Source organism: Micromonospora purpureochromogenes (assembly GCF_900091515.1).
In the GTDB taxonomy this organism is placed as follows: Bacteria; Actinomycetota; Actinomycetes; order Mycobacteriales; family Micromonosporaceae; genus Micromonospora; species Micromonospora purpureochromogenes.
In genome coordinates this window covers 4,301,123-4,321,816 of the sequence record NZ_LT607410.1, presented here as the reverse complement: position 1 = coordinate 4,321,816, position 20,694 = coordinate 4,301,123, and the positions used below count along the sequence as shown (strand labels likewise).

Genomic DNA, 20,694 nt, shown 5'->3' with positions numbered 1-20,694 from the left:
CGGCGGTCCGCCCTCGGGGAGGTGTCCGGTGACCGTCCGTGCCTCGGCGAGCGTGCTCGCCCTCCTGCTCACCCTGACCGGCTGCGGCGTGGCGCGGGACCTCGCCCGCGGCGACGCCGCGACCCCGTCCGGGCCGTCCGCGCCCGACGAGCTGCGCCAGGCGGCGCAGGCGTTGGACCGGGGCCCCTACAGCTTCCAGTTCCGCACGCCCACCACCATCGGCGCCGGCGCGGTCGACGGACGCGACGGCTGGCTGCGGATCAGGGTGGTGGGCGGCGAGATCGCCAAGGCCCGGGTGACCTTCGAGGTGCTGCACCGGGACGGCCAGCACCTGGTCCGCAGCAACCCGCTGACCGAGGACCGGTGGACCCGGCTGGACATGACGAAGGTGAGCCCGGCGCGCCGGGCCACGCTGGAGCGGTTCGGCGACCCGGCCCACGCCGAGGACCTGCTCGCCGGGGTCGGCACCGCCGAACGCAACGGCGAGCGCGGCTATCGGGGCACGTTGGACCTGACCCGGGCGAGAGAACCGGGCGCCAGCCGCCTCATCGACGACGCGTACCTGCGGTCGCTCACCCCCGAGCAGACCAGGGCGGTGCCGTTCGAGGCGACCGTGGACTCCCAGCGGCGGCTGCTGGGCCTGCGGTTCACCCTGCCGGCCGCCGCGGGCCGACCGGAGCAGCCGTCCGAGATCAGCTACTCCGGGCACGGCTTCAAGCCCGACCTGAGCGCGCCGTTCGACGGGAAGATCGGCCCGGCCCCGGCGGAGGTCTACGAGTTCGTCAACAGCTGACCCGTCACTCGTCGACCTCGATCACCTCGGCGCTGCGGCGGCGCGGTGCCGCCGGCAGGTCACCGGCCGGCGGCCCCCAGCCCACCCGGACCACCAGGTAGGGCTCGCCGACGCCGGCCAGCAGGTCCCGCATCATCTGCCGGGGCCAGGTCAGCTCGATGGTGTCGCTGATCGGCGCGGTCGCCAGCCCGTCGGCGGTCGCGGTCAGCAGCAGCGCCGACAGCGCCTCACCGCCGCGCAGCCAACCCGCCGGGTCGTCCCGCTCACCGAAGAGGATCACGTACGCGGCGCCCCGGTCGAAGCCGGCGCCGGCCCGTAGCCCGGCCGCACCACCGGGGGCGTGATCGCGCACCGGCACCCGGCGGGGCGCCGGGCGGACGGCGGTCGCGGCCGGCACGCCGTCCCCGGTGGACTCGGGGCGGTGCGTCCAGTGGTGCAGCTCCGCCCGGTACGCCGGATCGGCCAGCTCGGCGTCGCCGGCCCGGGCGACGGACACGGCCAGCATCGGCATCTGGTCGGTGCGCACCACGTGCAGGTACGCGCCCTGGGCCTCGACCGCCGCGCGCAGTCGCGCCACCTGCTCCGGCAGCACCGGCCGGTCCCCGTACGCGCGCCGGTCCGTGCGCCGTACCGGGATGGCGTCCATCAGCCGGGCGGCGGCCAGGTCGAGCCGCTCCGGGCCGCTGGCCCGCAGCCGGGCCAGCAGCCCCGGCTCGGCCCGGTCGGGGAACCGCTCGACGGTCACCGCCCAGCCGCCCGCGGCCAGCGTCACCCGGGCGTGGTGCAGCGCGGCGCCGCAGCTCAGGGTCAGCAGCCGCCCGTCCGGGTCGGTAATGGCCAACTGCCGGGCCGGGTCGGCGTGCAGCTCCAGCGCCTGCCGGGTGACCCGCCAGCGCCACGGCTGGGTGTTGAACACCGAGGGGGCGTACAGCGACAGCCGGGCGGCGGCTTCGAGTTCGCGGACGGTCGGCAGCTGCGTCATGCCGGTGGACGGCTGGGTCATCGGGACACCTCCTGGCTGATGCCACCACCCTGCCCGCCCGGATCTCGGCGCGGACAGGGCCGAAAGGGCCCCACCGGCGGGACCGGTGGCCTAGCCGAGCAGCAGGTACGTCGGCACCCCGACCAGCACGCCGGCCACGCCGCCGGCGAGCACCTGGGCGGTGGTGTGGTCACCCAGCCGCACCCGGGACCAGCCGATCAGGGCCACCAGGCCGAACGCCACCAGCAGCGCCGGCCCGAAGACGACCACCAGCACCCCGACCGCCCCGGCGGCGACGGCCGCGTGCGCGCTGAGCTTCCAGACCTGGTTGACCGCGGTGACCACGAGCAGCACCGCGAACATCACCACCACCATCGCCACCAGCGCCCGGGGCGCCCCGAGCAGGACCAGTGCCGCGATACCCGCCAGCACCGAGAGCAGGCCGCCGACCAGCGGCCCGCGCCGCTGCTCGCGTACCCCGATGTGGTGGTCGGTGAGCCGGCCCCGCCGCACCCCGAGCCAGATGATCCCGTACGGCACCACCGCGCTGAACAGCATCGCCAGCAGCGCCCAGCCGAGGCCGGTCAGCCAGGCCGGCGCGGTGGCGTGCAGCGCCACGACCACCGGCATCGCCGCCGCCCACACGGCCGGGGCGAACACCTCGGTGACGATCCGCGCGGCGCCGGGGTCGGCGGGCGCGATGACCCTGGTCTCACTGGACACGGTGTTCCCTCTCGCTGTCGTCGGCGCCGGTCGCCGGGCCCAGCCCGGCCCGTAACCGGGTGACCTCCGGGGAACGGTAGGCCCTCGCCACCCGGGCGAGCCAGGCGACCTGCTCCGCGGCCTCCCCGCCGTCGGCGCCCCCGGCGGGCAGGTCGGGCAGCTCCTCGTGGTCGGCGGCCGGCGGCGCCCCGGCGGCCCGTGCCTCCAGCGCGGCGGCCAGCACCGTCGCCTCGGTGGCGGCGGCGAGCCGTGCACCGCTCCAGCCGGCCCGGCGGCCGGCCGCCTCGGCGGCGCGCAGCAGCGCGGCGGACATCCAGGGGCGCAGGGTGGCGTACCCGTCGAGGACCTCCACGGTGGCGCGGACCCGGCGCAGGTACGGGTCGCGCAGCACCGCCAGCAGCCCGGCGGGTCCGCGCGGCTCGGGCAGCAGCGCGATCTCCGGCAGCACCCGGTGCACCGCCGCCTGGAGCGGGCGCAGCCGGTGATGGTCGACGACGGCCCCCAGCCGCGCGCCGAGCCGGTCGAGACCGACCAGCGGCCCCCAGGACGGCAGCGTCGAGCCGATCAGGATGAGCAGGATGGAGACGGTGAAGCTGAACACCACCACCGCGTCGGAGACGAGCGCGGAGCCGGGCCAGAGCGCGCCGGCGGCGACCGCGGTCAGCTTGCCCAGCACGTAGACCAGGCCCCAGGCGGCGCCCGCCACGATCAGTCGCAGGCCGAGGCGGAGCAGCGGCCGGCCGGCCTGCCGCGCGTACCGGTGGGCCAGGGCCACCACCTGCGTCATCGACCAGCCCAGGTAGGTCAGGTAGACGTAGAGGAAGGGGGCGTCGAACGGGTCGCCGTAGTAGCGGCCGCTGGCCACCCGGGGGTCGTCCAGGGCCGTCCGCGCCGGGGTCAGCGCGAAGAGCACCGCGATCGCGGCGATGCTGACCAGCAGCGCGACGGTGCGGCGGCGGACCCGGCGCCGGGTCCGCTCGTCGTCCCCGGTCATGTGCAGCAGGAAGGCCTGCGCGGCGGTGGCCGAGACCAGGGTGAGGCAGTTGGACAGCAGCCGGGCCAGGTCGAGCACGCCGAGCGCCCGGTCCAGGGCCGGCATGAACGGCTGGATGGTCAGCGACACCGTGATGCCGACCAGGGCCAGGCAGAGCGCCCGCAGCGGCCGGTAGCGCGGGTTGCGGGCCAGGTCGCGCAGCTTGTAGAGGCTCATCACCCAGCAGGTCAGCGTCACGCCGATCATCAGGTCACGGACGAGGCTGATCACGGGTGGCGGCGTCCTTCGAGGGTGGCGGCGAGCCGGTCGGCGAGGGCGATGTCGGCCGGGGCGGTCACCGGTGGCTCCGACCAGCTCTCCGCGCGCTGCACGGCGAGGCTGCCGAAGATCTCCGCCCGCCGCTCCTGCGGCACGTCGTACGAGCTGCGGGCCAGCGGCGCCGGCGCGGCGGCGGCCCGGTCCAGCTCGGACGCGGGGGAGACGTCGTCGAAGAGGGCGTGGCCGTACTCGTGCCCGATGATCAGGCGCTGGCGCACCGGGCTGGCGTTGGCGGCGTAGAAGATGTAGTCGGCGTGCTCGCCGGCGACCCAGAGCCCGTGCGGGGCCAGTGCGGGCAGCTCGCGGGGAATGAGGTGCACCGGCCGGCCGCGTCGGCGTTCCACCCGCTCGTGCAGCTCGCCGAAGGTGAAGCCGCCGGTCAGTCCGAGCGCGTCCAGGGCCTGCTCGGACTGGCGGCGCAGCAGCCGCAGCTGCTCCTCGCCCGCCGCGCGTCGTCGCCGGATCATCGGACCCGCGCCGGATGGTGGGCGTACCCGTCCCGCGGCGCCCGCGGCGGGGAACCGGCGCCGGGCCGGCGGTGGTCGGCCGCGGCCGCCAGCTGCACCCGGGTGGCGAACAGTTCGGCCTCGCGTTCCTGCTCGTCGGTGCAGGTCAGCCGGGTGAGCTGGGCCCGCAGCCGGTCGAGCGTGCCGGCACCGAGGAACTCGACGATCGCTCCGGCCACCGCCGGCACGCCCTGATGGCCGAGGAGCAGGTGGCCGATGCCGTGCAGGGCGAGGTGGTCGCGGTGGTGCCGGGAGGGGGTAGCGCCGACGAGCACGTGGTCGGTGTCGCCGCGGCGGCACCACATCGCCCGCGGCTCGGGCAGCCGGGTGGGCACGCTGCTGACCACCAGCCGCCGCCCCCGGGCGCGGGCCACCTCCAACACGAACCGGCGCAGGTCGAACGGGCGGGGCACGGTGATTTCGCGCAGCAGCCGGTCGTGCTCGCCGGGCCCGTCGGCCGGGTCGGCCGGCAGCCACCAGCGGCGCAGCCGGACGCAGCCGCCGCCGGTGGCCCGCTCCGTCCTCACCTCGCCTCCGCCGGACGCTCGCCGGAGCGGCGGGCGCGGGCGGCGGCCTCCAGGCGCTCCACCTGCTCGATCATGGCCACCACGGCGGCGTGGCCCTCGGGGGAGAGCCGGGCGTCGGCCAGCCGCATGGCCACCTGCTTGATGTGCGGGTTGGCCAGGGCGTGCGCGAGGTCGCGCCCACCGTCCACGTCGTCCTGACCGGGGGCGAAGAAGCTCGACGGCTGGCCGAAGAAGGCGGCGATGGCGTCCACCACCGACTGCCGCGGGTCCGGCGCGCGCCCCTGCCGCAGGTTGCTCAGGTGGGTGTGCGAGATGCGGCAGCCGCGCCGGGTCAGCTCCTGGGCCACGTGCCGGACGCTGTACGGCCGGCCCTGCGGGTCGGTCACCGTCCGGAAGAGCCAGTCCAGGCGGGCGGCGAAGGAGTCGTCGTGCGGCTCGGTGACCTGGGGCAAGGGGACTCCTCCGCACACGCGCGATGACACCGGCCGGGGACGGTGGCACCGACCGTTGACGCCACTACCGGGAGTATGTATAGCATTACCACCGCTGGCATGGGGAGTGGACACTTTGGTGTGATCATGGCACCGCCCAATGCCAGGGGCGTCCTGGCAGGTTCGACGGGAGCGCGCAGCCATGCGCCATCGGGGGTCCGTCGGAATCACCACGGGACGCGGGCGGGGGGGCTGGGGCCCGGCCCGCCGCAGGGGTGCGGTACGCCGTGCCGCACCCCTGCCCACGACGTCCGCCCGGTGGCAGCCGGGGTGGCCGGGTGTCAGACTTGCCGGCGGGGGACCCCAGCGGCGAGGGACGTGGACGCATGACGGGACACGGGTACGCACTCCGGCCGGACACCGAGACCGTGACGCTGCTCGGCGCCCGGGTGACCCTCGTCGACCCGGCCGCCCTGCTCGCGGCGGCCGCCGCCGGCCCCGTCGCGCTGCTGGCCGACGCCACCTTCCCCGACCCGGTGCGCCGGGTGCGGTTCACCGTGCGGGTCGAGGCGGGGGAGCACCGGTTCGACGCCTCGGTGCGCGCCGGCGTGCCGGCCACGGCGATGGGGCTGCTCGCGCTCGGCCTGGCCGGCCCGGCCGGGATGCTGTTGGCCCAGCGGCTGGCCGCCGGCGATCCCCGCGCCGACCGGGTGGCCGCCGCCACCGGCCGGGTGGCCGCCGGGGCGTCCCGCCGGCTCGGGTTCCGGCCGCCCGCGCCCGCGCCACCAGCCGACGCCGCCGGGACGGCCGTGCTCGACCGCGCCCGCGAGCTGGGGCTCCGCCCCGAGATCAGCCACCACGCCGAGCCCGGCGGGCGGCTGGTCACCGTGCGCGGCGCGACGCCCAGCGCCGACGTCACCCCGGCGCACCTGGCGGCGATGGTCGCCCTGGTGCTCCAGGCCGTCCGTGAGCTGGCCGGCGACACTCCGGAACCGGCGGTGCTGCGTGGCCGGGCGTACACCCTCGGGGTTCGGCCGGAACCGGCCGCGACGCCGTCGGGCAGCGCGGCGGTGACCCTCGACCAGGTCGGCGGCCTCGACGAGGTGGTGGCCCGGTTCCGGGAGATCGCCGTGTCGTTCCGGCACCCCCAGGTGATGGCCCGCTGGGGCGCGCGCCGCCCCCAGGGCATCCTGCTGTACGGCCCGCCCGGCACCGGCAAGACCATGCTGGCCCGCGCGCTGGCCAACGAGATCGGCGCCGACTTCCGGGAGATCCGCACCCCGGAGATCCTCGACAAGTACCTCGGTGGCTCCGAGCGCAACATCAAGCAGATCTTCCGCGAGGCGCGCGGCTACCGGCAACCCACGGTGATGCTCTTCGACGAGTTCGACAGCATCATCAGCTACGCCGGCGCGGGCGGCGACGCCGCCAGCCAGGCCGTCAACGCGGTCGCCGGCATCTTCAAGCAGGAGATGAACACCCTCATCGAGGAGAACCCGAACGTCATCGTGGTGGCCACCACCAACTTCCCGCACCGGGTGGACGCCTCGCTGACCCGCTCCGGGCGCTTCGACGTCAAGCTGGCCATCCCGGCGCCCGACGAGAGCGGCCGCGCCGAGATCATCGCCAAGATGGTCCGCGAGCTGATCGACCGGCACGAGCGCCCCGGCTTCCGGATGTTCGCCGACGACGTCGACCCGCGTGGGCTGGCCGCGCTCACCGCGGGACTCACCGGCGCGGACCTCCGCGAGGTGCTGCGCCGGGTGCAACTCGCCAAGGCGATGCGTGAGGTATCTGACGGTGCGCCGGCCGGCCCGATCAGTCAGGATGACCTGCGTGACGCCATCGGCGGGCTGCGGCTCGGCTGAGGCGTACGACGGAAGGAGATCCGTGTCGTCCAGCCTGCTGTCCCGTCGTGACCTGCGCTTCCTGCTGTACGAGTGGCTGGACGCGCCCCGGCTGACCGAGCGCCCCCGCTACGCGGAGCACTCCCGGGAGACCTTCGACGACGTGCTCGACCTCGCCGAACGGGTGGCCGCCGAGCACTTCGCCCCGCACAACCGGGCCGCGGACACCAGCGAGCCCGTCGTCGACGGCGGACGGGTCCGCATGATCCCGCAGGTCAAGGCCGCCCTGGACGTCTTCGCCGGCACCGGGCTGCTCGGCGCGAGCATGGACGAGAGCGTCGGCGGGTTGCAGCTGCCGCACGTCGTCTCCGCCGCCGCGTTCGGCTTCCTCCAGGCCGCGAACGTGAGCACCGCGGCGTACCCGTTCCTGACCCTGGGCAACGCCAACCTGCTGCTCGCCCACGGCAGCGCCGACCAGATCGACACCTTCGTCCGGCCGATGGTCGAGGGCCGGTTCTTCGGCACCATGTGCCTGTCCGAGCCGCAGGCCGGCAGCTCGCTGGCCGACATCACCACCCGCGCCGAACCACAGGACGACGGCAGCCACCGGCTCTTCGGCACCAAGATGTGGATCTCCGGGGGAGACCACGAACTCGCCGAGAACATCGTCCACCTGGTGCTCGCCCGGATCCCCGGCGGGCCGCCCGGGGTGAAGGGCATCTCGCTGTTCATCGTGCCGAAGGTGCTGGTCGGCGCCGACGGCACGCTCGGCGCCCGCAACGACGTGGTGCTGGTCGGCCTCAACCACAAGATGGGGTACCGGGGGACCACCAACACCCTGCTCAACTTCGGCGAGGGCGTGCACCGGCCGGACGGCCGCCCCGGGGCGGTCGGCTACCTGGTGGGCGAGCCCCACCAGGGCCTGACCCAGATGTTCCACATGATGAACGAGGCGCGCATCGGCGTCGGGGCCGGCGCGACCGCGCTCGGCTACACCGGCTACCTGAAGTCCCTGGCGTACGCCCGCCAGCGCCCCCAGGGCCGGCCGATCGCCGACAAGGACCCGACGGTGCCGCAGGTGCCGATCGTCGCGCACCCCGACGTGCGCCGGATGCTGCTGGCCCAGAAGAGCTACGTGGAGGGCGCCCTCGCGCTGGTGCTCTACTGCGGGCGGCTGCTGGACGAGGAGAAGACCGCCCCCGACCCGGCCGACCGGGCCCGGGCGCATCTGCTGCTGGACATGCTCACGCCGATCACCAAGAGCTGGCCGTCGCAGTGGTGCCTGACCGCCAACGACCTGGCCATCCAGGTGCACGGCGGCTACGGCTACACCCGCGACTACGACGTCGAGCAGCACTGGCGGGACAACCGGCTCAACCCGATCCACGAGGGTACGCACGGCATCCAGGCGCTGGACCTGCTCGGGCGCAAGGCGACCATGGACGGCGGAGCGGGCCTGTCCCTGCTGTTGGAGACGATCTCCGCGACGGTGAGCCGGGCCTGGAAGGCCGACGGGGAGGCCGCCGAGCTGGCCGCCCAGCTCGGCGCCGCGGTGGACCGGATCGCCGGCACCACCCGCCGGCTGTGGGCCAAAGGTGATCCTGCGCTCGCCCTGGCCAACGCCAGCCTCTACCTGGAGGCCGTCGGGCATGTGGTGGTCGCCTGGATGTGGCTGGAGCAGCTCCTAGTCGTGGACGCCGCGCCCCCGAGCGTCGACCCGGACTTCTACGCCGGCAAGCGGCAGGCGGCCCGGTACTTCTTCCGGTACGAGCTGCCCCGGACGGCGGCGCAGTTCGACCTGCTGGACAGCCTGGACCGCACCACCTCGGACATGCAGGAGAGCTGGTTCTGACATCGGCACATGCCAGACGTCACCTCACCTGACTGGCCGACCTGGTGCCTCAGTCGATGGGGATCCGGTAGACGAGGTCGTACCGGCCGCCCGGCAGCACGATGTCCGCTGTCTCGACCGGCACGCTGCTGGCGAGGTAGGTCCGCTCGATGGTGTGCACGAACGTCCGCGCGGGCAGCTGGAGTGCTTCGACCTCGCCGGCCGCCGCTGCCCGTAGGCTCACGCGCTCCACGACCTCATCCACGCGGACGCCAATCGCGTCCATGCGGGCGACCACGCCCACCGCGGCACCGTCCTCCGGCCACTCCACGGGCGTGCCCTGCGTGATGGCCAGCGGTTCGTACGAGGTGGAGAGCTGGATCGGCTCGCCGCCGGCGAGGAAGCGGTACGCCGTGCGCATCACCGGCGCGCCCGGCTCGACGCCGAGCCGGGCAGCGATCCGTTCATCCGCCTGGTCGTGGCGGCTGTCGTGCTCCCAGGTGCCCGGCTGCCCGGCGCGAGCTGCGTCACGGGCGAACGGCGAGGTAGGGCCCTTGCCGGCGCGTACGTCCCGGCCCAAGGCGTGGCGGACCAGCCGGCGGGTATCGCGGACGTAGACGCCGGACCCGGCGCGGCCCTCCACGATGCCCTCGCCCTTGAGTACGGCGATGGCCCATTTGGCCACGGTCCGGCTTATGCCGTACTGGCGCATCAGGGCGGTCTCGGATGGCAGCTTGGCTCCGGCGGGAAGGTCGTCGGACATGATCGCGGCGCGTAGGTCGGCAGCGATCTTCAGGTAGGCGGGCGGCGTCGGCATGTAGGCAGTACCTCCGGTCAGCCCACCCAGTCGATCACAGACAACCTAGTGCGCCAAGTTTGCGTGCCTCCCTTGCCCGAGCATACCTAGTGCACTAGGCTTCGATGGCGTCCCGTTACCGGTCGGCTCCGGTCAGCAACCATGCCTCCGGTAGCGGGACGCCCCGCCGTAAACAGTGCTCGTCCCCAGAGGACGGCCTGCGCCCGCCGAGGCAGGGGAGGTCCCTTGGCAACGTCGATCCGCGACGTGATCCGCAAGCTGATACGTCAGCCTGAACCCACGCGGCCCGCCATCGGGCAGGTCATTCAGGAACGCGCGCAAGCGGAGGCCCAGCGGCGGCTCCTCGACCAGGCGAAGCGGCTGCGGGAAACGCGGTGGTACAGCGAGCCGACACAGATTCTGCCGGCTGTGCCGATGACGCTGGGCCAGCGGACCGGCTACGGGACGAGGGGCCTCGGGTGAGCGAAGCGGAAGCAGGCTCTCCTGGCACGTCGACTCCCGACCAGCGGCGCGTCTCGTACAACGACTTCCTATTCGCGACCGCGCTGACGCTCGCCCGGCGACACCGGCCGGTCTGGTCCTGGCGCAAATGGCAACGGGTCTGTCGCTGCGGTGCCGACCTGCCCTGCCGTGCCCGCCACCGGATTCCGATCAATCGGGGTCACTGGCCGGACGGAGAAGCCGAGTGAGCAGCGACCACGATCAGGCGATTCTCGCGGTGCACGTGCCAGGGCTCGACGGGATGTGCGTCGGCTGCCGGGCGTGGTGGTCGCGGCTGACTCCGTACCCGTGCTGGCAGGTGGAGTGGGTGACCAGCCGGCAGGCCCGGGCGATCACCACGCGGTTCCTGGGAGGTGGCGCGTGACCACCCACGGGCCGGTGCTGCCGATTTGGAGCTGCGGCGGCTGCGGCGCGCCGTGGCCGTGCCCGACCCGGCGGCGGGAGCTGCGGGCGGAGTTCGCGGATGCCCCCGTCTCGTTGGCGCTCTACATGGGGGCGCAGCTCGTCCGCGCCACTGAGGATCTGACCTGGGCGCCGGCCGGCACGCTGCACCGGCGTTTCCTCGGTTGGCTGCGGTGAGCATTCTTCGGGTCGGCGACGAGAAGTTCCACTACAGCGACGGCTCGCACCGGTGGATCCCCCCCGGACCCGGACTACGACCAGGCGGTCTGGGACGAGCAGGTCCGCCAGCACAAGCTGGGTCACCTGCGCGCCGAGCGTCCCAAGGTACGCATCCGGCGGCTCGTCTGAGACGGGCCTGGACGGCGTGGCCGAGGTTGTCCTGCCGCCTGGTGCGCCGGAGCCCGGACGGGCGCGCCACCTCCTCAGCGCCCTCGGATTCTGGACCGAGGTCCTGGTAGACCTCTGGTCGCGGAGACCACGCCGAACGACCCGCCGGCTCCGCACTGGCTCGACCGGCGGCGGGCCCGCCGCATCCTGCGCTGGGGCCGCCCGTCCGCTGACGGCGCGTCCCTGCCTCGCCCGGCTCAGTCCTGCGCGAGCAGCCGCTCGCGGACCTCGCGGCGCAGGACCTTGCCGATCTGCGAACGGGGCAGCTCCTCGACCACCACCACCCGGCGCGGCACCTTGTACGCCGTCAGGTGCTGCCGGCAGGACGTGCGCAGGCTCTCCGGATCGGCCGTGCAGTCCTCGTTCAGCACCACGGCCGCGACGACCTCCTCGCCGCCGTGCTCGCCGGGCAGCCCCACCGCGGCGGCGTCGGCCACCCCGGGCACCCGGCGCAGCGCGTCCTCCACCTCGGACGGGTAGACGTTGAAGCCGCCGGTGATGATCAGTTCCTTGATCCGGTCGACCACGGTGACGAACCCGGCCGGGTCCATCACCACCACGTCCCCGGTACGCAGCCAGCCGCCCGGCAGCAGCACCACCGCGGTCTCCTCCGGGCGGTTCCAGTAGCCGGAGAACACCTGCGGGCCGCGGATCAGCAGCTCTCCGGCCTCGCCGGGGCCCCGGTCGACCGACGGGTCCTCGGGGTCGACGATGCGGACCTCGGTGGACGGGAACGGCACCCCGACGGTGCCCGGCCGGCGGGCGGGCGAGACCGGGTTGCCCAGCGCCACCGGGGAGGTCTCGGTCATGCCGTACCCCTCGACCAGCAGCCCGCCGGTGACCGACTCCCAGAGCTGGACCGTGGACGGCGGCAGGGCCATCGCGCCGGAAATGGCGTACCGGACGGAGGTGAGGTCGACGCCGCGCTCGCGGGCGGCGGTGGCCACCTTCTCGTAGATCGGCGGGACGGCGGGCAGGAACGTCGGCGGGCGGCGGCGGACCGCGTCGAGCACCTGGTCGACGTCGAAGCGGGGCAGCAGCACCAGGGTGGCGCCGATGCTCACCGCGAAGGTCAGGCAGAGCGTCAGCCCGTACGCGTGGAACAGCGGCAGGACGGCGTACACCGTCTCCTCGCCGTCGCGTAGCCCCGGCACCCAGGCGCGGCCCTGCGCGGCGTTGGCACGCAGGTTGCGGTGGGTCAGCACGGCGCCCTTGGGGATGCCGGTGGTGCCGCCGGTGTACTGCAGCAGCGCGGTGTCGTCCGGACGGGGCGAGGGGTGCCCGGCGGCCAGCGGCGGCGCGGCGGCCAGCAGCGCGTCCCAGCTCAGCGCGTCCGGCGCCGGAGCGGTCATCGCCGCCCGGGCGGCCCGCGCCTTCGCCAGCGGCAGCCGCAGCGCCCAGCGCTTGGACCGGGGCAGCGCGCGGGTGAGGTCCACCGCGACCACTGTCTCCACCGCGCCCGCGCCCCGCACCCGCGACACCGCCCGGTCCCAGACGACGGCGACCCGGGCGCCGTGGTCGGCGAGCTGGTGGGCCAGCTCCTGCGGCGTGTAGAGCGGGTTGTGCTCGACCACCACCGCGCCGAGGCGCAGCGCCGCGTAGAAGGCGATCACGTGCTGCGGGCAGTTCGGCAGCACCAGGGCCACCCGGTCGCCCGCGCCGACGCCGAGCCGGCGCAGCGCCTCCGCCGCCCGCGCCACCTGGGCGTCCAGCTCGGCGTAGGTGGTGGTGGACCCGAAGAAGTCGAGCGCGACCCGGGAGCCGAACCGGCCGGCCGCCGCGCGCAGCAGGTCGACCAGGGACTCCTCCGACGGCGCGATGGTCGCCGGCACGTCGGGGGCGTAGCTGCGCAGCCAGGGCCGCTCGGCGGTCAGGTCCATCGGGTCTCCCCTCGCTGGGCACGACGGTCCGCCCGCCGGTCGCGACCGGGCGCACCACCCCCCAGCCTAACCTACCTACCGGTAACCTACGCCTGCGTAGGTCTCGGTCAGCAGCCGGTCCAGCGCACCGGACGCAACGTGGAGCCGTTCAGGGAACCGACGATGGTGCCGTTGTCCGCGATCGCCCAGGCGTTGACGGTCACCGCGCCCGGGACCGCACCGGGGAGCGGGACGAGCCGGCCGTCGCGGTCGACCGCCCGGTCGCCGAGCACCGCGCCCCGCGCGTTGACGTCCCGCACCGCCAGCAGCCCCGGGTGCACCGGCAACGGCGCGCCGGTGCGCAGGTTCCAGCGTATCGGCGCCTGGTCCTCCGCCGGGCCGGCGCCGCCGACCGCCCAGTCCCCCTGAGCGGCCCGTAGCCAGGTCCGCGTCGTGCCCGGCGCGGTGAGCGGGTCGATCCGTCCGTCGGGCCGGCGGACCCAGGCGGTCAGGGTGGTCGCGCCGGCCGAGGTGCCGACGATGGTGCCGTCGTCGAAGATCTCCTGCGCGGCCCCGGTCGCCACCCCGCCGACCGCCTCCACGGTGCCCGGCCGGTCCACCGGCCAGAGCAGCGGCAGGGCGGACTCGCTCTCTTCCACCGAGCCGTGACCCACCACGTCCCCGCGGGCGTTGATGCCCGCCGGCCAGGCCTGGGAGACGGTCGCCGGCACCGGCAACCACTCCCACCGGCCGCCCCGGTAGCGCCAGGGACGGTACGCGCCGTCGACGAACGCGCTGCCGACCACCACGCCGTACCGGTTGACGGCGGCGACGCGGCGGGACGGGTCGGCCGGCAGGACGCTGACCCGCGGCCCGTCCCAGAGCAGCAGCAGCTCCTCCGACCCGTTCCCGGTAACCCGCAGGCCCCGGCCGGCGACGAACCGGCCGACCGGGTCGATCGCCCACGCCTCGCCGTGCGTCACGTCGGCCGGCATGGGCAGTGGGCGGCTCGTGCAGAGCGTCGCGCTCCGCGGCCTCGTCGCCGCCGTGGCGACGCCGGGCGCGCCCAGCGTCGCGGTGAGGACGCCGGCGGTGAGGCTGGCGAGGAGGCTGTTCGGGATGGTCCGCGTCATGGCTGCCTCCGGCACGGGCGCCCGGGTTTCCGGGCGTCCATGCCCTGTTCACGGATGAGGGACGATCCCGGTTGCACCGCCGGGGCCGCCGAGCGTGCCGCGGCGGGCGGATCGGACCGGCGTGGCGGCGACCGGGCCCCTCGGCGGTCAGGTCGCTGCGGTCCGCCGGTCGTCGGCGGTGCGGGCGGACACCCGCACCGTCGACGACGCGACTGACGCCGCCGCTGCCGGCGGCGCAGTCGCTGGAGTCAGCAGCCGGTCCAGCGCACCGGGGTGAGTCGGCCGTCGTCGTTGCGGAAGCCGACCACCGTGCCGGTGTCCGCGATGGCCCGCGCCCCGACGCCCACTTGTGCTCCACCGCCGGGCAGCAGCCGGGAGGTGTCGCCGCGGGCGATGCGGTCGCCGCCGACCACCGTCCCGCGGCTGTTGACGTCGGTCAGCAACGGCAGCTCGTCGGCGAGCCGCGACCAGGAGCCGTCGCGCAGGTCCCAGCGCACCTTCACCTGGTTGCCGTCACCGAGGTTGACCCGACCGATCGCCCAGTGGCCCTGCGCCGCGAAGACGATCGTGGTGAGGGCCCCCGGCACGGTGAGTGCCTCGACACGACCGTCCGGGTACCGCACCCAGCCGGTCCACGCTGCGAACTCGCCGGCGGTGCCGACGATGGTCCCGTCCTCGGTGATGCCCGCCGGCTCGGCGAAGGCCGGGAGGTCGAGCACCTCGAACGTGCCGGGCCGGGCGGCCGGCCACCGCACCGGGAAGGGGTCGCCGGTGTCCGGGTCCACCCCGCTGCCGACGACGTCTCCCGTCGTGTTGATGGCTGTCGCCCCCGCGCCGCCCGGGGGTGTCGGAAGGGGCGCGACGGCGCCGTCGCGCAGCACCCACGGCCGCAGCCTGCCGTCGGCCCAGCCGCTGCCGACCACCGTGCCCGCGGTGTTGACGTCCGCCACGTTCTCGGCGAGCGAGGACTCGATGGTGGTGAGCCGCCTTCGGTCCCAGACCAGCAGGAAGTTCTGGTTGCCCTCCTCGCGAACCCGCAGGGCCTTGCCGGCGATGAACCGGCCGGTCGGGTCGACGGCGTTCGCCTCGGCCCGGTAGACCCCGGCGGGATACGTCAGGGTGGTCAGCTTGCAGGCGCTGGCGGTGGCCGTCCGCGGTGCGGCGGTCGCCGGCGCGGTGGCGACGCCGAGCGCGGCGGACAGCAGCCCGGCGGTGGCCGCCGCCAGCATCCTGCGTCGAGCGAGGTGGGTCATCGGTATCTCCCCGTGGTCGGTCCGGGTGCTCCGGACGATGTGACGGTGAAACCCTCGACGACCACGTCGGGTTGCGATCTGTCCGATACCTGACAACCCGTTCGCGTTCCGGCCCGCGCCCGCGGCCGGCCCAGGCGTTCGCCTATCGGCGACCGGGGGAGTGCTGTCGCATCAGTTGCCGGCCCCGCACGAACGCCAGCACGATCACCACGACCAGCGCGACCGCCCCGATGAGGACCAGCCAGCGGACCGCCTCGAGGAGCAGCCCCAGCAGGACGAGCGCGCCGCCGACAATGCCGACGATCCAGAGCACGGTCCGCATCTTCGCCTCCCTGATCGACTGTCCGCGCGCCTTCCCCCTGGATGGCCGGACATGCCGCCCGGGCGCAGGAAGGTCGGTCAGCGTCGGGCGACGTAGACGGTGTTGGCGCTCTCGCCGCCGGTCAACGGATTGGCGAAGCGGACGACGTGGGCCTGCGAGGTCGGGAACACCTCGGCCAGTACCCGGCCGAACTCCTCGTCCGGCGGGTCGTCCGACCAGAGGGCGAACACCCCGTCCGGGTGCAGCAGGTCGGCCAGCCGGCGCAGCCCGTCCGGCCGGTAGAAGGGGGCGTGGCTGGGGTGCAGGACGTGCCGCGGCGAGTGGTCCACGTCCAGCAGCACGGCGTGGAAGCGGCGGTCCGGATCCGCCGGGTCGAGGCCGGTGCCGCCCGCGACGGCGGCGAAGAAGTCGGCCCGCACGAACCGGGTACGCGGGTCGGGCGCCAGCCCGGCGGCGAAGGGGAACAGCTGCCGGCGGTGCCAGTCGATGACGTCCTCGATCGCCTCGACCACCACCAGCGAGCGCACCCGGGGATCCTCCAGCGCGGTCCGCGCGGTGTACCCGAGGCCGAGGCCGCCGACCGCCACGTCCAGGGTGTCCCCGGTCAGCGGGGCCAGGCCCAACCGGGCCAGCTCGATCTCCGCCACCGGGAAGAGGCTGGACATCAGGAACTCGTCGTCGAGCTTCACCTCGTACACGTCGACGTCGAGCGCCGGGTCGCGGCGCCGGCGCAGGCTGATCTCGCCGATCGGGGTCTCCCGCCAGGCCAGTTCCTCGAATCGCGCGCCCACCCGGCCTCCTCGCCGCCACCGTCGTGCGGGATGCTACCGGTCGGATCCGGCTCATCCCGCGACCCTGACCGGTCGGCGCGCTCTCCGGCGCCCCCACCCGGCAGTCACGCCGGTCGGGTCGCCACCACCACCGTGTCGAGCGCGTCCACGGCGTCGCCGTCGATGGTCACCGGGCGGCGGGCCGTCTCCGCCCGCCACACCCGGAGCCCGTCGAGACCGGCGGTCACCTCCTCCGGGGTGAGCAGGATCGTCGGCTCGCGCGGGCCGCCCACCCCGCCCTCCAGGTTGGCCCGGTCGTGCCCGACCACCACGACCGTGCCGCCGGGCCGCAGCGCGTCGCCCGCCCCGGCCAGCACCGTCGCTCGCGCGGCCGGGGGCAGGTGCAGGTAGGCGACCAGCACCAGGTCGTACCGGCCGGGCTCGGGCGCGTCGGCGGTGACGTCCGCGACCCGCCAGTCCACCGGTACGCCCCGGCGCGCGGCCAGTTCCCGGCCGCGGGCCACCGCCACCGGTGAGAAGTCGACCGCGGTCACCCGCCAGCCCCGCCCGGCCAGCCAGACCGCGTTGCGCCCCTCCCCGGCGGCGAGGTCGAGCGCGTCACCCGGGGGCAGGTCGGCGGCCGCCTCCACCACGAAACGGTTCGGCTCGGCGGTCCACACCAGCTCCGTCGAGGCGGCGTACCGCGCGTCCCATTCACTGCTGTCCACCGTCCGGTTATACGCCAACCGGCGACCGGAGGCGCGAAATCGCGTGCGGTGTCGACCCCCGGCCGGGATGCTGCCCCGGTGACCAGGAGCCGGACTGTGACGATGACGCCCGTGCTGGAGCGGTGGTCCGGCGACTGTCCGTTCTGGCCGGTGGCCCCGGGGCCGCACCTCGTCGCGGTGCCTTGCCGTGCCGCGCCGGAGCAGGTCGGCGCGGTGCTGTGGGCGCTCGTGGCACCCGCCGTCACCGACGACGACCTGTCGGCCATCGCGACGAGCGCGGCGGAGGCGATCGAGGCGTACCTGGCCGCCGGGGACAATGGCTACGCCGCCGGCGGTCTGCGGGTCAGCGACGGGAACGTGGTGATCGACCCGGGCTGCTGCGTGGGGCTCGACGAGTGGCGGGAGTGGGGGAGCGTGCTGCACGGACAGCCGCCCTACCTCGGGCACGATCCCGACGTGTTCCTGGAGGACCGCGGGGCGGTACTGCGGCTGTGGCAGCACGTAGCGGCCGTCCCGCCCGGCGATGCCGACCTGGCCGGGCCGCACGTCGACATCCCGCGCGCGCAGTTCCCCGGCCTGCTCCGGGGGGTGCGGCGGGACCTCACCGGTCTGCTGGCCGAACTGGACGGCTGGGCCCGCGCTGCCGTACCCGGGCTGGCCGGTCCGCTGGTGGCCGCCGTGGACGCCCGGCTGGCCGTAACGGCACCGCTGGAGCCGTGACGACGCAGGGTCGCCGGGACATCGACGCAGCGCATATCCTGTCCGCCGACGACTCGCCGGAAGGGACGCCATGCCGTCGCGGCAGGACCAGCTCCACTCGTACCAGTTCACCGTGCAGCGGGCGGTCGCCGCGCTGGTGATGCGCGAGACCGACCCGGCGCGGTCGCCGTTCCGGCGGCTCGCCGGCGCCGGTCTGGCGAGCGTGCTGGTGGCTGCGATCGGGCTCGGGGGCTTCGCCCTGTACGGCCTCTTCGCCGGTGGCGGCAGCAAGTGGCGCGACCCGGGCGCGGTGATCGTGGAGAAGGAGTCCGGCGCCCGGTTCGTCTACCGGGACGGCAAGCTGCACCCGGTGCTCAACTACGCCTCCGCGCTGCTCATCATCGGCGCCGAGCGGTCCAGCACGGTGCTGGTCTCCCGCCGGTCCATCGACGGGGTGCCCCGGGGCCTGCCGCTGGGCATCGCCGACGCGCCGGACTCGCTGCCCGCCCCTGGGCGGCTCTCGACCGCCGCGTGGACGGTCTGCTCGGTCGGGCCGGCCGAGACCGGGCGTCCGACGCCCCGCTCGGCCCTGCTCATCGGCCGGGAGGCCACCGGCGGGCGGCCGACCGGCGAGGAGGGGGTGCTGGTCCGGCACCCGGACGGCACACTGCATCTCGTCTGGCGTCAGCGGCGCTTCCTGCTGCGCGACACCAGCCGGGTGCTGGCGGCCCTGGCCGCCACCCGGGAGCGGGCCGTGCCGGTCGCGCCCGCCCTGCTCAACGCCCTGCCCGCGGGCGCCGACCTGGCCCCGCCGGCCCTGCCCGAGCTGGGTCAGCCCGCCGCGCGGGTCGCCGGCGCCGCGGTCGGCGACGTCTACCTGGTCCGCAACTCCGGCGGCGGCCGGCAGTACGCGGTCGCCGAGTCCGACGGCCTCGCCGGCATCACCGAGCTGCAGGCGGCCCTGCTGATGGCCCGCACCGGTCAGGGCGACCCGAAGCCGATCACCCTCGGCCGGTTCGCCGCCCTGCCCAAGCTGCCGGACCTGGTGCCCAGCGGCCCCACCGCCCCACCCGCGTCGCCGCCCCGGCTGGCCGCCGTGGACGGTGGCGGGCTCTGCGCGCGCGTCGGCGACGACGGCGACGTCCGTGACGTCCGTGTCGGCGCCACCCTGCCCGACCTGACCGCCGTGGCCCGCACCGGCGCCGCCACCGGGCGGGGCGCGGTGCTCGCCGACCACGTGGTGGTCGAACCCGGCCGGGGCGCGGTGGTGGAGTCCGTCGCCGCGCCCGGGGCGACCGGCGGCGCGGTCTCCGTCGTCACCGACCTGGGCCGGCGGTACGTGCTGGCCGGCACCGAGGTGCTGGGCATGCTCGGCTACCGCGACGTGCGCCCGGTGCGGCTACCCGCCGGCCTGGTCAGCCTGGTGCCTGCCGGCAGCCCGCTCGACCCGGCCGCCGCGCGCGCGGTGGCCGCCCCCGCCTGACCCGGGCCCGGCGATGGTCGGCCCCAGGGGCGCCCGCCGCGAGTGGGTCAGGGCGCGGGGCGCCGGAGCACGCTGACCGCGAAGTCGGCGTCGTCGCGCCACGGACGCAGGTCCCAGGTGGCGAAGCGGTGCTCGGGGCGCAGCCCGGCGGAGACCGCGTCGCCGTCGAAGTCCGCCAGCCGGTAGCCCCGGTCGGTGCCGAAGCCGACCAGCACCATCCCGTCGGGGCGCAGGTGCGCGGCGATCCGGGCCAGCACGTCCCGTTCGGTGCCCGGAGCGACGAACGCCATCACGTTGCCCGCCACCACGGCCGCGTCGAAGGGCTCCGGCTCGCCGGCCGCGGCCAGGTCCAGTTCGGCGAGGTCGCCGACCAGCCAGCGCGGGCCGGGATGGTCGGCCCGGGCGGCCTCGACCAGCGCGGGGTCGGCGTCCACCCCGACCACCTGGTGACCGCGGGCGGCCAGCGCGGCGCCGACCCGGCCGGTGCCGCAGCCGGCGTCCAGGATCCGTGAGCCGGGCGCGACCGTGGCGTCCACCAGGCGCGCCTCGCCGGCGAGGTCGGCGCCCTCGGCGGCGAGCTTGCGGAACCGGTCGATGTACCACTGCGAGTGCCCGGGACCGGTCTCGGTCGCCCAGCGGGTCGGGTTGCTCATGCCGCCACGGTAACCGGGCGCCCGGTCGGGCGGGCCGGCGGTCAGGGCAGCCGGGCGACGGTGACGAACTCGTTGTAGGGGAAGAGCTTGCCGAGTGCCCGAGGGAAGGGGAACGAGTACTGCCGCACCACGGTCATGCCGAGGTCGCGGGCCGCCTCCGCCGCCTCGGCGAACCCGACGAACCGGACGTGGCTGGCGTCGCTGCCGTAGCCGCGCTCCTGTGGGGTGATGAAGACGGCGGTGCCGCCGGGGCGGACGAACGGCAGGTACGAGGAGACCACCTCCAGCGCCTGGCCGGCCGGGAGGTGCTCCAGCAGATGGGCGGCGAGCAGCGAGTCGAAGGCGTCCGGCCGGGCGTGTTCGGAGCGGAAGAACTCCTCGACCGTGTACGCCTCGTGCCCGGCGGCCCGGGCGTGCGCGATCGACGTGGCGTTGTGGTCGACCCCGACCGCCCCGCCGCCGAGGTTGGCGAGGTTGCGGCCGAGCCCGCAGCCCACGTCGAGGGTGCGGCCCAGGCCGAGCCGCCGCAGGTTCCACCGGTACGGCGCCTGCACGTCGAGCAGCTGCTTCCAGCGCGCGCCACCCAGGCGTTGCAAGCGACGGGTGTAGTCCTCACCCTGGGTGCCCGTTGGAGCTTCCTGCCGTGCTCGACCCATCGCCGGCCCCTTTGCCCGTTGCGGATACGGATGGGGTGCTTGCGCACCTGCCGGCGGCACGCGCAGGGCGTTCCACCGG

The 20,694-nt window shown here is 75.1% G+C and carries 23 protein-coding genes; 8 read left to right on the top strand and 15 right to left on the bottom strand.

From position 1 onward, the window contains the following. Positions 1-28: 28 nt before the first annotated feature. Positions 29-793, top strand: a complete 765-nt coding sequence (locus tag GA0074696_RS20025) for a hypothetical protein (RefSeq protein ID WP_088962516.1) — start codon at positions 29-31, stop codon at positions 791-793. Positions 794-797: 4 nt separating this feature from the next. Here the strand turns inward: GA0074696_RS20025 and GA0074696_RS20020 are convergent, their stop codons facing one another. From GA0074696_RS20020 to GA0074696_RS19995, 6 genes are all read right to left on the bottom strand, one after another. Then, entirely contained in the window at positions 798-1,796 is a 999-nt protein-coding gene (locus GA0074696_RS20020; protein ID WP_088962515.1) for an Acg family FMN-binding oxidoreductase, read from the bottom strand. A 90-nt stretch (positions 1,797-1,886) separates the two neighbouring features. Continuing rightward, positions 1,887-2,405 carry a hypothetical protein gene (locus GA0074696_RS20015; RefSeq protein WP_231925460.1) on the bottom strand — a complete coding sequence of 173 codons (519 nt, stop codon included), beginning with the start codon at positions 2,403-2,405 and terminating at the stop codon, positions 1,887-1,889. Positions 2,406-2,487: 82 nt separating this feature from the next. After that, entirely contained in the window at positions 2,488-3,762 is a 1,275-nt protein-coding gene (locus GA0074696_RS20010; RefSeq protein WP_088962513.1) for an MAB_1171c family putative transporter, read from the bottom strand. Then, positions 3,759-4,277 carry a M78 family metallopeptidase domain-containing protein gene (locus tag GA0074696_RS20005; protein WP_088962512.1) on the bottom strand — a complete coding sequence of 173 codons (519 nt, stop codon included), beginning with the start codon at positions 4,275-4,277 and terminating at the stop codon, positions 3,759-3,761. Before GA0074696_RS20005 ends, GA0074696_RS20010 begins: the two co-directional genes overlap by 4 nt. Beyond that, positions 4,274-4,843, bottom strand: coding sequence for a hypothetical protein (locus tag GA0074696_RS20000; protein WP_088962511.1), 570 nt, complete (start codon positions 4,841-4,843; stop codon positions 4,274-4,276). The genes GA0074696_RS20005 and GA0074696_RS20000 overlap by 4 nt, the downstream gene beginning before the upstream one ends. Beyond that, positions 4,840-5,295, bottom strand: coding sequence for a hypothetical protein (locus tag GA0074696_RS19995; RefSeq protein ID WP_088962510.1), 456 nt, complete (start codon positions 5,293-5,295; stop codon positions 4,840-4,842). Before GA0074696_RS19995 ends, GA0074696_RS20000 begins: the two co-directional genes overlap by 4 nt. 365 nt (positions 5,296-5,660) lie before the next feature. Here GA0074696_RS19995 and GA0074696_RS19990 point away from each other — a divergent pair, with 365 nt between their 5' ends. Both GA0074696_RS19990 and GA0074696_RS19985 read left to right on the top strand, forming a co-directional pair. Further along, entirely contained in the window at positions 5,661-7,142 is a 1,482-nt protein-coding gene (locus GA0074696_RS19990) for an ATP-binding protein (protein WP_088962509.1), read from the top strand. Further along, complete coding sequence (locus GA0074696_RS19985; protein WP_197700759.1) at positions 7,102-8,973, top strand: acyl-CoA dehydrogenase; 1,872 nt, start codon at positions 7,102-7,104, stop codon at positions 8,971-8,973. The genes GA0074696_RS19990 and GA0074696_RS19985 overlap by 41 nt, the downstream gene beginning before the upstream one ends. A 49-nt stretch (positions 8,974-9,022) precedes the next feature. Here GA0074696_RS19985 and GA0074696_RS19980 read toward each other — a convergent pair whose 3' ends face one another. Then, a complete protein-coding gene (locus tag GA0074696_RS19980) occupies positions 9,023-9,769 on the bottom strand; it encodes a GntR family transcriptional regulator (RefSeq protein WP_088962507.1) in 747 nt (248 codons plus the stop codon). 225 nt (positions 9,770-9,994) lie between these two features. On the opposite strand from GA0074696_RS19980, the gene GA0074696_RS19975 reads away from it, so the two are divergent. From GA0074696_RS19975 to GA0074696_RS19965, 3 genes are all read left to right on the top strand, one after another. Beyond that, entirely contained in the window at positions 9,995-10,231 is a 237-nt protein-coding gene (locus GA0074696_RS19975; protein ID WP_088962506.1) for a hypothetical protein, read from the top strand. Positions 10,232-10,301: 70 nt separating this feature from the next. Further along, entirely contained in the window at positions 10,302-10,634 is a 333-nt protein-coding gene (locus GA0074696_RS19970; RefSeq protein ID WP_088962505.1) for a hypothetical protein, read from the top strand. Next, positions 10,631-10,849, top strand: coding sequence for a hypothetical protein (locus GA0074696_RS19965; protein ID WP_088962504.1), 219 nt, complete (start codon positions 10,631-10,633; stop codon positions 10,847-10,849). The genes GA0074696_RS19970 and GA0074696_RS19965 overlap by 4 nt, the downstream gene beginning before the upstream one ends. 407 nt (positions 10,850-11,256) lie before the next feature. On the opposite strand, the gene GA0074696_RS19960 is transcribed toward GA0074696_RS19965, so the two are convergent. The 6 genes from GA0074696_RS19960 to GA0074696_RS19935 all read right to left on the bottom strand — a co-directional run bounded on the left by GA0074696_RS19960 (position 11,257) and on the right by GA0074696_RS19935 (position 17,124). Then, positions 11,257-12,939, bottom strand: coding sequence for a long-chain-fatty-acid--CoA ligase (locus tag GA0074696_RS19960; protein WP_088962503.1), 1,683 nt, complete (start codon positions 12,937-12,939; stop codon positions 11,257-11,259). Positions 12,940-13,046: 107 nt separating this feature from the next. Next, on the bottom strand, positions 13,047-14,051 hold the full coding sequence (locus tag GA0074696_RS19955) for a hypothetical protein (RefSeq protein WP_088962502.1): 1,005 nt from the start codon (positions 14,049-14,051) through the stop codon (positions 13,047-13,049). A 248-nt stretch (positions 14,052-14,299) separates the two neighbouring features. After that, positions 14,300-15,304, bottom strand: coding sequence for a hypothetical protein (locus tag GA0074696_RS19950; protein ID WP_157746033.1), 1,005 nt, complete (start codon positions 15,302-15,304; stop codon positions 14,300-14,302). Positions 15,305-15,446: 142 nt separating this feature from the next. Beyond that, on the bottom strand, positions 15,447-15,626 hold the full coding sequence (locus tag GA0074696_RS19945) for a hypothetical protein (protein WP_088962500.1): 180 nt from the start codon (positions 15,624-15,626) through the stop codon (positions 15,447-15,449). A gap of 77 nt (positions 15,627-15,703) precedes the next feature. Further along, the gene (locus tag GA0074696_RS19940; RefSeq protein ID WP_088962499.1) at positions 15,704-16,417 is read right to left on the bottom strand and encodes a polyamine aminopropyltransferase; all 714 of its coding nucleotides are present in this window, start codon (positions 16,415-16,417) and stop codon (positions 15,704-15,706) included. Positions 16,418-16,521: 104 nt separating this feature from the next. Then, complete coding sequence (locus tag GA0074696_RS19935; RefSeq protein ID WP_088962498.1) at positions 16,522-17,124, bottom strand: class I SAM-dependent methyltransferase; 603 nt, start codon at positions 17,122-17,124, stop codon at positions 16,522-16,524. Between the two features lie 96 nt (positions 17,125-17,220). On the opposite strand from GA0074696_RS19935, the gene GA0074696_RS19930 reads away from it, so the two are divergent. Then, complete coding sequence (locus GA0074696_RS19930; protein WP_157746031.1) at positions 17,221-17,844, top strand: hypothetical protein; 624 nt, start codon at positions 17,221-17,223, stop codon at positions 17,842-17,844. A gap of 70 nt (positions 17,845-17,914) precedes the next feature. Continuing rightward, on the top strand, positions 17,915-19,306 hold the full coding sequence (gene eccB / locus GA0074696_RS19925) for a type VII secretion protein EccB (protein ID WP_088962496.1): 1,392 nt from the start codon (positions 17,915-17,917) through the stop codon (positions 19,304-19,306). Positions 19,307-19,353: 47 nt separating this feature from the next. On the opposite strand, the gene GA0074696_RS19920 is transcribed toward eccB, so the two are convergent. Together GA0074696_RS19920 and GA0074696_RS19915 are read right to left on the bottom strand one after the other, a co-directional pair. Then, complete coding sequence (locus GA0074696_RS19920; RefSeq protein ID WP_088962495.1) at positions 19,354-19,959, bottom strand: class I SAM-dependent methyltransferase; 606 nt, start codon at positions 19,957-19,959, stop codon at positions 19,354-19,356. 41 nt (positions 19,960-20,000) lie between these two features. After that, positions 20,001-20,555 (bottom strand): methyltransferase domain-containing protein, encoded by a 555-nt coding sequence (locus GA0074696_RS19915; protein ID WP_231925089.1) that lies wholly within the window; start codon positions 20,553-20,555, stop codon positions 20,001-20,003. Between the last annotated feature and the right edge of the window lie 139 nt (positions 20,556-20,694).

What these genes read in the sequence shown, in the direction of transcription:
- GA0074696_RS20020 (WP_088962515.1), bottom strand. Translation starts at nt 1,796, where the DNA reads ATGACCCAGCCGTCCACCGGCATGACGCAGCTGCCGACCGTCCGCGAA.
- GA0074696_RS20015 (WP_231925460.1), bottom strand. Translation starts at nt 2,405, where the DNA reads ATGCCGGTGGTCGTGGCGCTGCACGCCACCGCGCCGGCCTGGCTGACC.
- GA0074696_RS20005 (WP_088962512.1), bottom strand. Translation starts at nt 4,277, where the DNA reads ATGATCCGGCGACGACGCGCGGCGGGCGAGGAGCAGCTGCGGCTGCTG.
- GA0074696_RS19990 (WP_088962509.1), top strand. Translation starts at nt 5,661, where the DNA reads ATGACGGGACACGGGTACGCACTCCGGCCGGACACCGAGACCGTGACG.
- GA0074696_RS19985 (WP_197700759.1), top strand. Translation starts at nt 7,102, where the DNA reads ATGACCTGCGTGACGCCATCGGCGGGCTGCGGCTCGGCTGAGGCGTAC.
- GA0074696_RS19980 (WP_088962507.1), bottom strand. Translation starts at nt 9,769, where the DNA reads ATGCCGACGCCGCCCGCCTACCTGAAGATCGCTGCCGACCTACGCGCC.
- GA0074696_RS19960 (WP_088962503.1), bottom strand. Translation starts at nt 12,939, where the DNA reads ATGGACCTGACCGCCGAGCGGCCCTGGCTGCGCAGCTACGCCCCCGAC.
- GA0074696_RS19955 (WP_088962502.1), bottom strand. Translation starts at nt 14,051, where the DNA reads ATGACGCGGACCATCCCGAACAGCCTCCTCGCCAGCCTCACCGCCGGC.
- GA0074696_RS19950 (WP_157746033.1), bottom strand. Translation starts at nt 15,304, where the DNA reads ATGACCCACCTCGCTCGACGCAGGATGCTGGCGGCGGCCACCGCCGGG.
- GA0074696_RS19945 (WP_088962500.1), bottom strand. Translation starts at nt 15,626, where the DNA reads ATGCGGACCGTGCTCTGGATCGTCGGCATTGTCGGCGGCGCGCTCGTC.
- eccB (WP_088962496.1), top strand. Translation starts at nt 17,915, where the DNA reads ATGCCGTCGCGGCAGGACCAGCTCCACTCGTACCAGTTCACCGTGCAG.
- GA0074696_RS19920 (WP_088962495.1), bottom strand. Translation starts at nt 19,959, where the DNA reads ATGAGCAACCCGACCCGCTGGGCGACCGAGACCGGTCCCGGGCACTCG.